Origin of the sequence: Rhodophyticola sp. CCM32 (assembly GCF_004751985.1) — a bacterium.
Lineage (GTDB): Bacteria > Pseudomonadota > Alphaproteobacteria > Rhodobacterales > Rhodobacteraceae > Rhodophyticola.
In genome coordinates this window covers 1814524-1829980 of record NZ_CP038492.1, presented here as the reverse complement: position 1 = coordinate 1829980, position 15457 = coordinate 1814524, and the positions used below count along the sequence as shown (strand labels likewise).

The 15457-nt window shown below is 62.0% G+C and carries 12 protein-coding genes; 3 read left to right on the top strand and 9 right to left on the bottom strand.

Translation table 11 applies throughout. The features are described from left to right. Window positions 1–194: 194 nt before the first annotated feature. Window positions 195–2606, bottom strand: a complete 2412-nt coding sequence (hrpB, locus tag E2K80_RS08960) for an ATP-dependent helicase HrpB (RefSeq protein ID WP_135374697.1) — start codon at window positions 2604–2606, stop codon at window positions 195–197. A gap of 186 nt (window positions 2607–2792) precedes the next feature. Here hrpB and meaB point away from each other — a divergent pair, with 186 nt between their 5' ends. Together meaB and E2K80_RS08950 are read left to right on the top strand one after the other, a co-directional pair. Beyond that, the gene (gene meaB, locus E2K80_RS08955) at window positions 2793–3776 is read left to right on the top strand and encodes a methylmalonyl Co-A mutase-associated GTPase MeaB (protein WP_238475704.1); all 984 of its coding nucleotides are present in this window, start codon (window positions 2793–2795) and stop codon (window positions 3774–3776) included. Between the two features lie 102 nt (window positions 3777–3878). Further along, entirely contained in the window at window positions 3879–4430 is a 552-nt protein-coding gene (locus E2K80_RS08950) for a T4SS efffector SepA family protein (protein ID WP_135374695.1), read from the top strand. 36 nt (window positions 4431–4466) lie between these two features. Here E2K80_RS08950 and rpoD read toward each other — a convergent pair whose 3' ends face one another. Continuing rightward, window positions 4467–6464, bottom strand: coding sequence for an RNA polymerase sigma factor RpoD (rpoD, locus tag E2K80_RS08945; RefSeq protein WP_135374693.1), 1998 nt, complete (start codon window positions 6462–6464; stop codon window positions 4467–4469). Window positions 6465–6549: 85 nt separating this feature from the next. Then, window positions 6550–8472, bottom strand: coding sequence for a DNA primase (dnaG, locus tag E2K80_RS08940; RefSeq protein WP_135374691.1), 1923 nt, complete (start codon window positions 8470–8472; stop codon window positions 6550–6552). Window positions 8473–9035: 563 nt separating this feature from the next. Here dnaG and E2K80_RS08935 point away from each other — a divergent pair. Then, entirely contained in the window at window positions 9036–9461 is a 426-nt protein-coding gene (locus E2K80_RS08935) for a hypothetical protein (RefSeq protein ID WP_135374689.1), read from the top strand. Between the two features lie 21 nt (window positions 9462–9482). On the opposite strand, the gene E2K80_RS08930 is transcribed toward E2K80_RS08935, so the two are convergent. The 6 genes from E2K80_RS08930 to E2K80_RS08905 all read right to left on the bottom strand — a co-directional run bounded on the left by E2K80_RS08930 (window position 9483) and on the right by E2K80_RS08905 (window position 15428). After that, on the bottom strand, window positions 9483–10040 hold the full coding sequence (locus tag E2K80_RS08930; RefSeq protein ID WP_238475703.1) for a sarcosine oxidase subunit gamma: 558 nt from the start codon (window positions 10038–10040) through the stop codon (window positions 9483–9485). After that, window positions 10033–12966 carry a sarcosine oxidase subunit alpha family protein gene (locus tag E2K80_RS08925; protein ID WP_135374685.1) on the bottom strand — a complete coding sequence of 978 codons (2934 nt, stop codon included), beginning with the start codon at window positions 12964–12966 and terminating at the stop codon, window positions 10033–10035. The genes E2K80_RS08930 and E2K80_RS08925 overlap by 8 nt, the downstream gene beginning before the upstream one ends. After that, the gene (locus tag E2K80_RS08920; protein WP_135374683.1) at window positions 12956–13240 is read right to left on the bottom strand and encodes a sarcosine oxidase subunit delta; all 285 of its coding nucleotides are present in this window, start codon (window positions 13238–13240) and stop codon (window positions 12956–12958) included. Before E2K80_RS08920 ends, E2K80_RS08925 begins: the two co-directional genes overlap by 11 nt. A gap of 52 nt (window positions 13241–13292) precedes the next feature. Continuing rightward, window positions 13293–14543, bottom strand: coding sequence for a sarcosine oxidase subunit beta family protein (locus tag E2K80_RS08915; RefSeq protein ID WP_135374681.1), 1251 nt, complete (start codon window positions 14541–14543; stop codon window positions 13293–13295). 199 nt (window positions 14544–14742) lie between these two features. Continuing rightward, a complete protein-coding gene (locus tag E2K80_RS08910) occupies window positions 14743–15066 on the bottom strand; it encodes a TfoX/Sxy family protein (protein WP_135374679.1) in 324 nt (107 codons plus the stop codon). Then, on the bottom strand, window positions 15063–15428 hold the full coding sequence (locus tag E2K80_RS08905) for a HesB/IscA family protein (protein WP_135374677.1): 366 nt from the start codon (window positions 15426–15428) through the stop codon (window positions 15063–15065). Before E2K80_RS08905 ends, E2K80_RS08910 begins: the two co-directional genes overlap by 4 nt. Window positions 15429–15457: the final 29 nt, after the last annotated feature.

Sequence of the window (15457 nt, the reverse complement as noted above, 5' to 3'; positions counted from 1 at the left end):
CGTTCGGAATTCTGCAGAATTCCGGCAATCAGGTTATGCGGTGCATCTATAGCGAAATCGTTTATTCTGCTCCAGCCTTTCACTATAGCACTTTAGAGTACCCTGCCTTAACCCTGAGACATCGCGCATCACAAATACCCTGGGAACGCGAAGCGTGGCAGGGTATTTGTGATTCAAGTTTAAGGCAGGGTGCTTTAGGGCTTGCGTTTGGCGCGCAGGGTCGGGTCGGCCTGGCGCGGGTCTTCGGGCCAGGGGTGTTTGGGGTAGCGGGCACGCATATCCTTGCGCACATCCCCGTAGGAGCCGGTCCAGAATCCGGGCAGATCGGTGGTGATCTGGATCGGACGGCCCGCAGGCGACAGCAATGTGACTTTCAGCGGCAGGCGGTTGGGGCCGATTTTCGGGTGTTCGGTGGTGCCGAAAACCTCTTGCAGACGCAAGGCGACCTGGGGTGTGTCGCCGCTGTAGTCAATGGCGATCCGGCGGTCGAGCGGGGTGTGCCAGCTGGCCGGCGCAAGCCTGTCCAGCTGCATCTGGCGGTCCCGGCCCAGACAGGCGGTGAGCGCGTCGGTGACGGGCAGCCGGGTCAGATCATCAGCGGAGGTGAGACCGGTGAGATAGGGTGCCGCCCAATCCTCCAGACTGTCCAGCAGCGCCGGGTCGGACATATCGGCCAGCCCGGAAAACCGGATACGGGTGCGCAGAAGCCGGGCGGGTTTTGTCCAGTTCAGCGCGGAAAGACCCAGATCGCGGATACCTTCGATCATGGCGCTGGTCAGGGCCTCCGCCGGGGCGTCGGGCCAGGGCCTGTCTCCCAGAACAAGCGCGCCGAGCCGTTCCTGTTTGCGGGCCAGCACCCGGCGATCCCGGCGGGACCAGTGGCAGCTTTCCTGCCAGGCGATCCGGTCGGCGAAGAGGCTGCGGATCTGGCTTTCGCGGATCGGGAGTGCCTGCCGGATGCGCGCCTCGCGCGGGTTGCCGTCAAGATCGGTGACCACCAGCAGGCGGTGACCGGCCAGCGGGTCGGTCTGGGGCAGGGTGGCACCCTTGCCACCGGACAGCAGATAGCGCGGCGCGTCTGGCGTGCGGCGGAGCGCGATACGGTCGGGATAGGCCAGCGCGGCCTGTTCTGCGGGGTCATGGGCGGGGCCCTGTTCAAAGCGGGTGAGGCGTTTGGTCTCTGCCCTGATCCGGGTGAGGGCTGCGCGGTCAATCTCTGCCGGGGCAGTCCCGGTCAGGGCGCGCAGGCGCTGCATCAGATCGCTGCCCTGACCGCGCATCGGGTCCCGTTCGGCCAGCAGAGCCGCCAGTCTGGCCGATCCCGGCCCCCCGAGGCTGAGCATATGGGCCAGGCGCGGGTGCAGCGGCAGTTTCGCCAGCTTCCGGCCATGGTCGGTGATCCGGCCTTCCGCATCCAGCGCGCCCAGATCGTGAAGAAGCGCGCGGGCGCCTGTCAGGGCGGCGTCTGGCGGGGGGGTGAGGAAGGCGAGCCCCTCGGCACTGCCCCAAAGCGCCAGATCAAGGGCCAGGCCGGAGAGATCGGCGGCCTCGATCTCGGCGGGGGGGAAGGCGGGCAGTGCGCCTTCGGCCCCTTTGGTCCAGTTGCGATAGCAGATACCGGGGGCGGTGCGGCCCGCGCGGCCCCGCCGCTGGTCCGCCTCGGCCCGGCTGACCGGCTCGGTGACCAGACGCGACATGCCGGAGGAGGGGTCAAACCGGGCGCGTCTGGCACGCCCTCCATCCACCACCACGGTGATATCGGCCAGGGTCAGCGAGGTTTCCGCAATGGCGGTGGCCAGAACCAGTTTGCGGCCCGAGGCGGCGGGGTGGATCGCGGCGCGCTGATCGGCCGGTTTCATCGCGCCGTAAAGCGTATGGAGACGGGTATCGGCGGGCAGATGCGGCGCCAGCAGACTGGCGGTGCGGCGAATTTCCCCCTCGCCCGGCAGAAAGGCCAGCACGCCGCCCCCGGTCTCGGACAGGGCCTGACGGATCAGATCGGCCAATATGGCCTCAAAACGGGCCTCTTTCGGGGGCGGGCGGCTGCGCCAGATTGTCTCAATCGGAAAGGCCTGCCCGGCAGAGGAGATCAACGGTGCCTTATCCAGCAGTTCCGCCACCGGGGCGGCATCCAGCGTGGCGGACATGACCAGAATGCGCAGATCAGGGCGCAAGGCCTGCCGCACTTCCCATGTGAGCGCCAGCCCCAGATCGGCGTTCAGCGAGCGTTCGTGAAACTCATCGAAGATCACGGTGCCGATGCCGGGCAGGTCGGGGGCGTCCTGCAGCATGCGGGTCAGGATGCCTTCGGTCACCACCTCGACCCGGGTTGTTTTGCCAATCGCGCTGTCACCGCGCATGCGATAGCCGATGGTCTGGCCGGGTTTTTCGCCAAGGGTTTCGGCCATCCGTTCAGCGGCGGCGCGGGTGGCCAGACGGCGGGGTTCCAGCATCAGAATGCGGCCCGGTGACGCCCCGGTTTCCAGAAGCGCAAGGGGCACCCGTGTGGTCTTGCCCGCCCCGGGGGGCGCTTGCAGAACGGCGCGGCCCTGCTGGCGCAATGCGTTCAGAAGACTGGGCAGAATATCCTCGATCGGAAGCCGCATGGGTTTATGGTCGCCTGATGATCCGCATCGGCCCATAAAGGGACTGCGCCTTGCGCCGCGTCAACCGAAAGAGGGGCCGGGGCACGGCGCTCGGCACTGGACAGGGCCTTGTGCATGCGGGCAAGAAGTGGGGGTGCCCGAGATGCGGCGCATGTTGGAACTGTGGCGGCAAGGGGCAACCGGTTGATGATGGCAGGAACGGGTGATCTGGCAGAGCGGATACTTGCGGGGGAGCGGCGGGCGCTGGCCCGCGCGGTGACTCTGGTGGAAAGCACCCGGGCCGATCACCGGGCCGAGGCGGCGGGCTTGCTGGACCGGCTTGGCACCCATGGGCGGCAGGCGCTGCGGATCGGGTTGTCGGGCACGCCGGGGGTGGGGAAATCCACCTTTATCGAGGCTTTCGGGATGATGCTGGTGGAGCAGGGTCTGAAAGTGGCGGTGCTGGCGGTGGACCCGTCCTCGACCCGGTCGGGCGGGTCGATTCTGGGGGACAAAACCCGGATGGAGCGGCTGAGCCGGGAGGCCGGTGCGTTTATCCGCCCCTCCCCGTCCCTGTCCCATCTGGGCGGCGTGTCCCGCCGCAGCCGGGAGGCGGTGGCGCTGTGCGAGGCGGCGGGGTTTGATCTGGTGCTGATCGAGACCGTGGGCGTCGGGCAGTCCGAGACGATGGTTGCCGAGATGTGCGATCTTTTCGTGCTGCTTCTGGCACCTGCGGGTGGCGATGAATTGCAGGGGGTCAAGCGCGGGATCATGGAGATTGCCGATCTGATTCTGGTGAACAAGGCCGATGGGGAGCTGAAAGCGGCGGCGACGCGGACCTGTGCGGATTACGCGGGCGCATTGCGGTTGATGCGGAAACGGGCGCAGGACCCGGAAGGGTTTCCGAAGGCGATGACGGTTTCGGCCTGGGAGGTTGAGGGGCTGGACCTGGCCTGGGATGAAATGCAGGCGCTGGCGGAGTGGCGAAAGGCACAAGGCCATTGGGTGGCGCGGCGGTCGCAACAGGCCGCGCATTGGTTCGAACAGGAGGTGCGCAGCGGGCTGCTGGCACGGTTGCAGAGCGACCCGGAAGTGACGCGGAGAATGGCCAAAGCGGCGGCGCAGGTTGCAGGCGGAGAGATCAGCCCGGATGCGGCGGCAGCAGAGATGCTGGGCTGGTTGCGGGGGTAGGGCGGTCGATTTTGAACAAAGCGTAGATTGATACTGTATCAGGTATTGACATCGCACCTGGCAGGTATATAACTGATATGATATCAAATCAGGAGAAGGCAAATGAAGTCCGTTAAAATATCCAATGAAGCGTACACTTATCTTCAATCCCTTGCTGTTCCATTTGAGGATACAACATCGACAGTATTGGATAAAATTCTTGACGAGCATAAAGAGGCCTACAAGCCGCAACTAGTGAGCAACCTTCAACTACAGTCCCCTACGGGGGTTACTATGAAGTTTGGGGTAAATGACCTTCCAAACGTCAGCTTTACTGATATCATATCAGGTTCGATAATTGATCAGCCCGTAAAGAAGCGTTATTGGAATGATGTTTTGGAAGAGATTATTGTTCTCGCGGTTTCAAAAAGCTCAAAGCTTGATGTTGAGGCTGCATTGACCTTGAATACTGTTGACGGAGAGAAAAGCCTCAATGGGTATCGCTTTGTCCCTTCTGCGGGGTTCTCCTTCCAAGGCGTAGATGCAGTTCGCGCTTGCAAAAATATCTCTTCTTTATCAAAGGCGTTTTCCATACCTGTCACTTTAGAGCTCAAATGGCAGGAGAAACCTAAGGCGCAGTTCGCGGGAAAAACTGCAATTCTTGAATTGCCTTGAACATGAAAATGAAGACCACAGGCTTCGAGTTCGGCTCTACTGATCCAGGAAACTCCGCAGTTTCCGTGACCGGCTTGGATGTTTCAGTTTCCTGAGCGCCTTCGCCTCGATCTGTCTGATCCGTTCCCGGGTCACGCTGAACTGCTGGCCGACCTCTTCCAGGGTGTGATCGGTATTCATGCCGATGCCGAAGCGCATGCGCAGCACCCGTTCCTCGCGCGGGGTCAGGCTGGCCAGAACCCGGGTTGTGGTCTCTTTCAGGTTCTCCTGAATTGCGCTGTCCAGCGGCAGAACCGCGTTCTTGTCTTCGATGAAATCGCCAAGCTGGCTGTCTTCCTCATCGCCGATCGGGGTTTCCAGCGAAATCGGCTCCTTGGCGATTTTCATCACCTTGCGCACTTTTTCCAGCGGCATTTGCAGCTTTTCGGCCAGCTCTTCCGGGGTCGGCTCGCGGCCGATCTCATGCAGCATCTGGCGGCCGGTGCGCACCAGTTTGTTGATCGTTTCGATCATATGCACCGGAATACGGATCGTGCGGGCCTGATCGGCAATCGAGCGGGTGATCGCCTGACGGATCCACCAGGTGGCATAGGTGGAGAATTTATAGCCGCGGCGGTATTCAAATTTATCCACCGCCTTCATCAGGCCGATATTGCCTTCCTGAATGAGATCAAGGAATTGCAGGCCCCGGTTGGTGTATTTCTTGGCAATCGAGATCACCAGACGCAGATTGGCCTCGACCATTTCCTTCTTGGCCTGACGCGCCTCTTTCTCGCCCTTCTGGACCTGGTTCACGATCCGGCGGAATTCGTTGATATCCAGCCCCACATAGGTGCCGACCTGGGCCATGTCGGCGCGCAGTTCCTCCACCTTCGGGCGCGACCGTTCCATCAGCGCCTGCCAGCCGCGACCGGCATTGTCGGCCATCCGGTCAACCCAGGTCGGGTCAAGTTCATAGCCGCGATAGGCCTCGATAAACTCCCGGCGGTTGATCCGGGCCTGATCGGCCAGTTTCACCATTCCGCTGTCAATCGACATGATCCGCCGGTTGATCCCGTAAAGCTGGTCAATCAGCGCCTCGATCCGGTTGTTATGCAGGTGAAGCTCATTCACCAGCTCAACGATTTCCGAGCGGAGTTTCTGATAGGCTTTTTCTTCCTTGGAAGAGAAACTGCTGTCTTCGTTCAGTGTGGCCGAGATCCGCAGATCCTGCATCTCAGACAGTTTCACATAATCGCGCGCGATCAGGTCCAGGGTTTCAAGCACGCGCGGTTTCAGCGCGGCCTCCATCGCCGCCAGGCTCATATTGGCCTGTTCGTCCTCATCATCCTCATCGTCATCCCGGGTGATCGGGTTGCCATCGGCATCCAGTTCCTGCTGCGCTTCCTCTTTGGGTTTGGCGGGCGCGGCATTGTCGTTCGACACTGGCGCAGGCACGACCGGTTCAACGCTTTCCTCGCCTTCCATCGTGCGCCCGAATGTTGCGTCAAGGTCGATCACATCGCGCAGGAGGATATCCTCGTCCAGCAATTCGTCGCGCCAGATCGTGATCGCCTGGAAGGTCAGCGGGCTTTCGCAGAGGCCCGCGATCATCGTGTTGCGGCCGGCCTCGATCCGCTTGGCAATCGCGATTTCGCCTTCACGCGACAACAGCTCGACCGAGCCCATTTCGCGCAGATACATGCGCACCGGGTCATCGGTGCGGTCAAGCTTTTCGGTCTCGGTTGCGGAAACCGCCACCTCGCGGGAGGTCGAGGCCTCAACCACATCGGTGCCTTGTTTGCTGTCGTCGCTGTCTTCGGCCTCGTCATCCTCAATGATGTTGATGCCCATTTCCGACAGCATCGACATCACATCTTCGATCTGTTCGGAACTGACCTGTTCCGGCGGCAGAACCGTGTTCAGCTGATCATAGGTGATGTAGCCCCGCGTGCGCGCCTCGGCGATCATCTTTTTGACGGCGGTTTGGCTCATATCGAGGCTGATTTCCGCCTCGTCGCCGTCTTGCTTGCGATCATCCGTATCTTTGGCCATACGCGATTTCCTTTCACTACAGGGTGATTCGCACCCGTGGCGTCAATTGATGTCTTAGCGCGAATCACTGATTCGCACACCCATATCACCTTTTTTTCTTCTCCCATGCGCGCCGATCTATCAAGTCACGCAGATGGGCCGACATTGCGGCGCGATCTTCGCCCTGATCCGCAGTTTCCGGCGGCTCGGGATGATCGGCGCGATGCCGGGTCTGGATGGCGTGATTCAGGCGCCAGGACAGGTGGCTGTCTTCTTCGGTTGTCTCAAGATCTTCCAGAGCTTCGGTCAGTTCATGGTCGATGCCGCGTCGGGCGGCCAGTTTGGCGAATTCCTCTGCCAGGCACAGCGCGGCCTGTTCGGCATCGCCATCAGGGCGCAGAAAGGGTGCGATGCGCACATGGCCAAGGGAAGACAGGGTTTCAAGGGTTTGTGTCAAATTTGCACTATCAAGTTCGGCATTCAGGCTGTCCGTATCGCGGGCATTTGTGTGCAGCACATGCTGTGCCAGCCGGGTCTGATCGGGGTTCCGCGGGGCCAGACGCTCAAGATCGGCCTCGAACTGGTCGATCAGGCCCGGATAATGGCAAAGCGTGGTCAGTATCAGCGCCGCGCGCAGGTCCGCATCACTTAGGGAGCCCGCCGCCAGAGCCGAGGCGCGGGTTGCCGCAACCGGGGCGGTTGCGGTTTTCGGTCTGAACCCGCCCCGGCCCGGCATGGTGCGATTGCCTTTGAACAACTGCCAGCGCAGATCATTGATCGCCTCGCCATAGTGACGCCGCAGCGACGGGTCCTGTATTTTTGCAATGGCGTTGCGCAGGGTCCTGTCCAGCGCGGCGCGGCGCTCGGGGCTGTCGAAATCCTTGCCATCGGTTTCCCGCCGCCACAGCAGATCCACCATGGGCTGCGCGCCCTCGACCAGTTTGCGCATCGCCACAGCGCCTTTGGCGCGAAGCAGATCATCCGGGTCCTGCCCGTCGGGCATCAGCGCAAAGCGCAGCGATTTGCCCGCCTCCAGCAGGGGCAGGGCCAGGTCGATCAGGCGCATTGCGGCGCGCAGTCCGGCGGTGTCGCCATCCAGCGCGATCACCGGTTCATCGGCGATCCGCCACAGCAGGCGCAGCTGATCTTCGGTGATCGCGGTGCCAAGGGGGGCAACCGTTGCCTCAAACCCGGCCCGGACCAGGGCGATGACATCCATATACCCTTCGGCCACGATCAGCGGCTGGCCCTTGCCTGCGGCCTCCCGCGCGGGGCCGTGATTGTACAGCGCACGGCCCTTGTCGAACAGCGCGGTCTCGCGGCTGTTGAGGTATTTTGCCTGCGCATCGGCGGCCATCGCCCGCCCGCCAAAGCCGATGCAGCGTCCGCGCCCGTCGCGGATCGGGAATATGATCCGGTCACGGAATGCGTCATAGGGCGCGCGCCCGTCATCGGGTTCGCGGGCGATATCGGCGGCGACGATATTCTCGGGCGGAAGGCCCTTGTCGGCCATCGCCTGAAAGGCCGTGTTCTGCCCTGCGGGGGCATAGCCGATCTCGAACCGGTCCAGCGCAGCCTCATCCAGCCCGCGCTGCGTCAGATAATCGCGGGCCGCCCCGCCCGCAGCGGTTTTCAGTTGCAGGCGGAACCAGGCCAGCGCGGCCTCGGTCACTTTGGTCAGTTCGGTCCGGTGATCGGCCTTTTCCCGGGCCTCCGGGTCGCGCGCGGGCATTGGCATGCCGGCCTCGCGGGCAAGAATCTCGACCGCTTCCATAAAGCCCACATTCTCGGTGTCTTTGACAAAGCCGATCGCGTCGCCTTTGGCGTGACACCCGAAGCAGTAATAAAACCCCTTACGGTCATCCACATGGAAACTGGCGGTCTTTTCCTGATGGAACGGGCAGGGCGCCCACATATCGCCCTTGGCCTGATTCGATTTGCGACTGTCCCACACAACCTTGCGCCCCACGACCTGGGTCAGGGAAATGCGGGTGCGCAGTTCATCAAGGAAACCGGGGGGCAGACTCATGCCTTTAAGTATTGGGGCGGGGATGGGCGAAGTCCAGACACAGGCGGTGACCCGGATATCCATTTCGAGTTTGGGATAAAAACTGCATAGAAACAATGGGATAATGGCATAAAGCACCCCGCCATTAACCTGAGTTATGACGTATCGCCAATATCCCGAGAGTGCCGAAAGCGTGGCAGGGCATCGGTGATGCAGGTTTAAGACGGGGTACTTTAGATGTGGTCTGTATCAGATTTCACGCGAAGCGCTGTGCTGCCAGATGCGCCGCAGGGGTGGAAAACTCCAGTTTTCCACGCGGAATTCCGGAGAATTCCACCTCAAAGCGGTTTGCGTTTGATCTGTATCGAAAACCGCTGCCCCTCCCCTTCGGGTCGAACGCGGGTTTCGATGGGGTTGCCTCCTGTAATGCGCAAACCGCTTTTAAAAACTCCACAGAACCAATGGATTGCTGGCATAGTCTGGCCACATTTCTTTCTTAAGCAGTGATTAACCATAACAGGGGCCCGGTTTGCGAAAGGGTGCCTGTCGATGACAGCGACCTGAACAAAATATCTGTGAGGCAGATGTATACCCGCGTACCTATCGTTGAATTCTGCACCGATGAAACCGGTGCCGTGACCGTCGACTGGATGGTTTTGACGGCTGCTGTCATGGGCCTGGGCCTTGCTGCCTGGGCCAATATCGCAACCGAGGTCGAGGATCTGGCGGGAGAGACATCTTCCAGTCTGACCGAGGCCGATATCGTTTTCCAATCACGGTATATGGGACGCAGTATCGAGGATATGGCGCTGGATATGCCTGTCGGCAATCGCGGTGACGCCTGGAAAACACGGCGGGTGAACAGCATTCAGGGGCTGACCGATACGCAATTGACCAATCAGACCCAAACCTGGAGCAACCGCACAGCGGAAACCTCCAATTTTTCGCAGGAACGGATTGATTTCGAACATGATGTGCGCGCACTGGAGATGCAACGGCGCGGGATTTAGAGCGGAATCAGGTGGTTTTCTCTATGTTTCCAACGCTGCGCGGGCAGCAATGCCGGTCATTGCGGTCTCCAGCTCATGCACCGCGGTTGCGGCCATGGATCGGAAGATCAGGATGGTAAAGCCTTGCGCGCCGGTGCGGGTGATCAATACAGACATATGACCGATCAGGCTGCGCGCAGTATGGCCCCGTTTGAAGACGGCACTGCGCAGGTCAAGCGGTGTCAGCCGGGCGAGAGTGGCGGCGGCATCCTTCCCCTCAAGGCGCAGAACGGCCCAGGCATCTGTCTGATCCACCAGCGCGGCGGTTGCCGCCAATGCGGGATCGGGTGCGCCACCGATCAGAAAGGCCTGATCCATGCCCGACCAGCAGGCGGTGATATTCTCGCCGCGTGTGCTGCGGTTCGGCCCCGGGAAGTTCAGCCCATGGGCGGTTTTCAGCGCGGTTGAGGTGGCGCGGGTCTGGCCCGCATAAGGCATCAGCGCGGTGATCGCCCCGGGCGTCTCTTCGCTCAGCGTGACAGTGCCGATCTGACGCGGCAACAGGCCGGAGGCGGCGGGTTTTGCGATCAGGCTAGCCACGAACGCGTCCTCCCTCAGGGTCGAAAAAGACCGGGTCACAGATTGTGCAGAGCGTTTCGACACCGCGCAGATGGTCCACATGTTTCACGGTTTCGCCATGGCGCGCGCGCCCGTCTTTCAGAAAACCCAGCCCCAGATAGCTGCCCAGAGTGGGGGAGTAGCAGACCGAGGTGACATAGCCCTGATCGTTGAGGCGCACCGGGTCGGCACCGGGATCGAACAGATGCGCGCCTGCGGTCAGCTGTTTCACCTCTCCAACCGGTTTCAGGCCGATCAGTTGTTCCCGATCCGGCCCGGTCAGGCCCGCCCGCGCGGCGGCGGTTTTGCCGATACAATCCTTCTTGGCAGAGATCATCCGCCCCATGCCAATGTCAAACGCGGTGGTGCGGCCATGGATTTCCGCATGGGTGATGAACCCTTTCTCGATCCGCAGCACATTCAGGGCCTCCATCCCATAGGCGCCCCCGCCCATGGTTTCGGCCCGGGCCAGAAGATCGCGGAACAGCGCATCGCCATAGCGGGCAGGCACGGCAATCTCATAAGCATGTTCGCCCGAGAAGGAGATGCGGAAAAGCCGCCCCTCGACACCATGAACCCGAACCGGCCCGCAGGCCATGAAGGGCCAGGTGTCGCTGTCGATCGGCGTATCGAGGATGGTGTTCAGCAGGGCGCGCGCTTCGGGGCCCGCCACGGCAAACTGCGCCCATTGTTCCGTCACCGAGATGAAGCGCAGGTCCAGATCAGGGCGCAGCGCCTGATGCACGAATTCCAGATGCGCCATCACCGGTCCGGCGGCGGCGGTGGTGGTTGTCATCACGAAATGTGTATCCGACAGCCGCGCGGTGGTGCCGTCATCTATCACATGCCCGTCTTCGCGCAGCATCAGCCCATACCGCACGCGCCCGGGTTTGAGGGTGGAAAAGCTGTTGGCATAGACGAAATCAAGGAACGTGCCTGCATCCGGCCCCTGAATGTCGATCTTGCCCAGGGTCGAGACATCGCAGATGCCGACGCTTTGGCGGACCATCCTCACCTCGCGGTCGCAGCTTTGCCGCCAGCTGGTTTCCCCCGGCGCGGGGAAATAGCCGGGCCTGTACCACAGTCCGGCCTCGATCATCGGTGCGCCGCGTTGCAACGTGGCCTCATGCGAGGTGGTCATCCGCTCGGGTGCGAAGCCCTTGCCCCTGGCACCTGCGGCTATCGCGCTGATCGAGACCGGCACATAGGGCGGGCGATAGGTTGTGGTTCCGGTCTCGGGGATGCCGCGCCCGGTGGCATCCGCCAGCAGCGCCAGCGCCGCGATATTGGAATTCTTGCCCTGATCCGGGGCCATGCCCTGGGTGGTGTAGCGTTTCATATGTTCGACCGAGCGGAAGTTTTCCTGCGCCGCCAGTTTCACATCCTTCGTGGTCACGTCATTGGCGAAATCAAGCCAGGCGCGCTCCTTGCCCTCCACATACCAAAGCGGCTTGCTGCTGCCGGTCTGGTCGCTGGCCGCAGGAATATCGGGTTCAGGCGCGGCTTTGCCAAGCGCTGTCAGGGCAGTGAGTGCGGCCTGCGCACCTTCGCGCAGGCAGGCATGGGTGGCATAAATGCCGTTGCAGGCCCCGGCAGGGGTCAGGCCGGGCACCGCGCCCTCGGCGGGAACAAAGCCCATGATCTCAGGGTTCCAGACCGGGCGGCTGTTCATATGGCAGGTCAGATGGACCGAGGGGTTCCAGCCGCCGGATATGGCAAGGCAATCCGTGGCGATCTGCGTGTCACTGCCATTGTGGTGGATGGTGATCTCTCTGACCCCGTGGCGGCCTTTGGTGCCGATCACCTGCCCGCCGGCGATCAGCCTGTAATCGCCCTGCGCCTGTGCATCGCTGCGGCTGTCGATCACGGCGGCAACGGGAATACCCGCCTCGATCAGGTCGCGCACGGTGCGGTGCGCATCATCATTGGTGGCAAAAAGCGTGATGTTGCGCCCCGCCGCCACCCCGTAGCGGTGCAGATAGCTGCGCAGGGCGCTGGCCATCATGATGCCGGGGCGGTCATTCATCGGGAAGGCGATGGGGCGTTCCAGCGCGCCTGCGGCCAGCACCGCCTGTTTTGCATGGATGCGCCAGAAACATTCCACCGGCAGGTCGGGATTGTTGCCCGGCACATGCTGACCGACCCGTTCCAGCGCGCCATAGGTGCCGCCATCATAGGCGCCGGTCACAGTGGTGCGGGGCATGATGCGGATGCTGCCGGTGTCCCGCAGGGCAGTCAGCATCTCCGCGACCCACAGGGCGGCCGGTTTCCCGTCAATCTCTTCACGCTCCGACAAAAGCCGCCCGCCGGGCTGTGCGGCCTCATCGGCCAGGATCACATCGGCCCCGGCCCTTGCGGCGGTCAGCGCGGCCATCAACCCGGCGGGGCCTGCCCCGATCACCAGCAGATCGCAATGGGCGAACGCCTTTTCATAGCGGTCCGGGTCGGGCTGACCCGACAGCGCGCCAAGGCCCGCAGCGCGACGGATCACCGGTTCATAAAGCTTTTCCCAGAAGGCGCGGGGCCACATGAAGGTCTTGTAGTAGAACCCGGCGCTCAGAAAGGGGGAGAGCAGATCATTGACCGCCAGCAGGTCATGGGCCAGAGGGCCGATATGGTTCTGGCTGCGGGCCTCCAGCCCGTCGAAGATTTCCTGCATGGTGGCGCGGATATTGGGTGTTTTATGTGCGCCGCTGCCGATCTCCATCAGGGCGTTCGGTTCTTCCGAGCCTGCAGTCAGCACGCCGCGCGGCCGGTGATATTTGAACGACCGGCCGATCAGTTTCACACCATTGGCCAAAAGTGCCGAGGCCAGGGTATCGCCCTCAAAGCCGCTGAAACCCTGCCCGTCAAAGCGGAAGCTGACCGGCCTGTCACGGTTCACAAAGCCCCGGTTTTCAATCCGCATGCCCGGCCCCCGCTTTTGCCAGATCACGGGCCAGGGTGACGCCGGTAATCTCATGGGTCACCGTGTTGCGGTCGACCACCAGCCAGGCGGCACAGCCCGCGGTGTGAAACCACAATTCCCGCGTTGGCCCGGCGGGGTTGTCGCGCAGGTGCAGGTGGTCATCCCAGGCCTCGACACCGGCATCCGCATCGGGGCGCTGCATATGGGTGATATGGCCCTTGGGGGTGAATTCCCGCAAATCCCGATCCCCGCAAAGGGGGCATTTGATGCGCATGGGGCTACACCTTTGCCATGGCAGGGGGAAAGGGGCGGCACCCCTGCGCCATTCAGTGGAGATTATGCTGCGCACCGGTGCCCTCCTCATCCATCAGGTTGCCATGCCGGAACCGGTCAAGCCGGAACCGGGCCGCAGGGTCGTGGTGCCGGTCGGTGGCGATCAGATGGGCGAAACTGAAGCCTGAGCCCGGCACCGCCTTGAACCCGCCATAACACCAGCCGCAGTCGATATAGAGCCCTTCCACCGGCGTCCTGTCGATGATCGGTGACCCGTCCGGTGTCATATCCATGATCCCGCCCCAGCTTCGCAGGGTTTTCGCCTTGCCGATCATCGGCATCAGGGTCAGCCCGGCCTCCATCACATGTTCGGCCATCGGCAGATTGCCCCGCGCGGCGTATGAGCTGTAGAAATCCAGATCGCCGCCAAAGACCAGCCCGCCCTTGTCGGACTGGCTGATATAGAAATGGCCCATGCCATAGGTCACCACCATGTCGATGCAGGGTTTCAACCCCTCGGTCACAAAGGCTTGCAGAATGTGGCTTTCAACCGGCAGGCGCAGGCCCGCCATGGCGGCAACCTGGCCCGAGCGCCCGGCCACCACGATCCCCACCTTTTTGGCCCGGATCGCGCCGCGGGTGGTTTGCACGCCGGTGACCTTGCCGCCTTCGATGTCGATGCCGGTAACCTCACATTGCTGGATCAGATCGACACCGCGCTGATCGGCGCCGCGCGCATAGCCCCAGGCCACGGCGTCATGGCGGGCGGTGCCGCCGCGCGGATGGTAAAGCCCGCCATAGATCGGGAACCGGGTCTGGTCATAATCGAGATAGGGCAGTTTTCGGCGGCACCCGTCCCGGTCCAGCAGGATGGCATCATCGCCCTGGTTGATCATCGCATTGCCGCGCCTTGCATAGGCATCACGCTGGCCATCGGAATGGAACAGGTTGATGATGCCCCGCTGGCTGTGCATCACGTTATAATTCAGTTCGGCTTCCATTCCTTCCCAGAGTTTCAGGGAGTGGGAATAGAACTCGGAATTGCCCGGCAAGATGTAATTGGCCCGCACGATGGTGGTGTTGCGGCCCACATTGCCACCGCCAAGATAGCTTTTCTCAAGCACGGCAATGTTGCGCAGCCCATGTTCCTTGGCCAGATAGAAAGCCGTGGCCAGACCATGACCGCCGCCACCGATAATAAGAATATCATATTCGGGCCTGGGGTCCGGGTCGCGCCAGGCGGGTTTCCAGCCTGTGTTGCCGATCAGGCCCTGGGCCAGAACCTGCAACCCTGAATAGCGCATGCGCCGTCTCCCCGTTCACCGGTGGTCAGTCAACCGGTTTCAGACATACTATTCAATCCCGATGCAGGAAGGAAAGCGCAGCCGCGACATCGGGTTGCCCCGGCGCGACTTGCTGCGTTTCAGCCGGGGGCGAAATGGCCCTGATCCGTGGGGTCGGACGGAACGTCTGAACCAGCCATGTCGCCTGGTAGACAAGGAATCAAAGATGGGCGAGGGCGGCGCGGGCCAGGTCGGTGGCGGCCTTGGGGTCATCCAGCATTGTATCGGGCAGGTGCCAATAGGGCATGGCGGTTTCCTTGCCGCCATCGCGGGTATAGGTCCAGCGTGTCAGGCCCATTTCCGTCAGGTCCTTCTGAAACGGGCCAGCGCCCTTGATCCAGATCGAGCCATCGGAATGCAGCATCGAAAAGATCGTGCCCTCGTGATAGAGGCAAAGCCCGCCCATCATCTTGCGGCTGGTCAGCGGGCCAAGACCGGCAAACAGCTCTTTTGCAAAGGCGATATCGGCGTCAGAGACGCTCATGCCGGTTTTCCGAGCGCCTCGTCAAACTTGATCGACTCGCCACAGCCGCAGGCATCGGTGACATTGGGGTTGCGGAATTTGAAGCCGGATTCCAGCAGCGAAACCTCATAGTCGATCTCGGTTCCGAACAGGAACATCTGTGCCATGGGGGCAATCATCACCCGGGCGCCATCGGCTTCGACCACCTCGTCATTCGGGTCAATCTCGGTCACGTAATCCATGGTGTATTCCATGCCCGCGCAGCCACCCTTCTTGACGCCGATCCGCAAACCCTGATGGGTGTCGCGGGCCATCAGTTTGGCGATCTGCTTTGCCGCGGCGGGGGTAATGCTGACCGCCTGTTTGCCGGGAATGCCGAACATGGTCATGCTCCTTGGACTGACAGATGTAA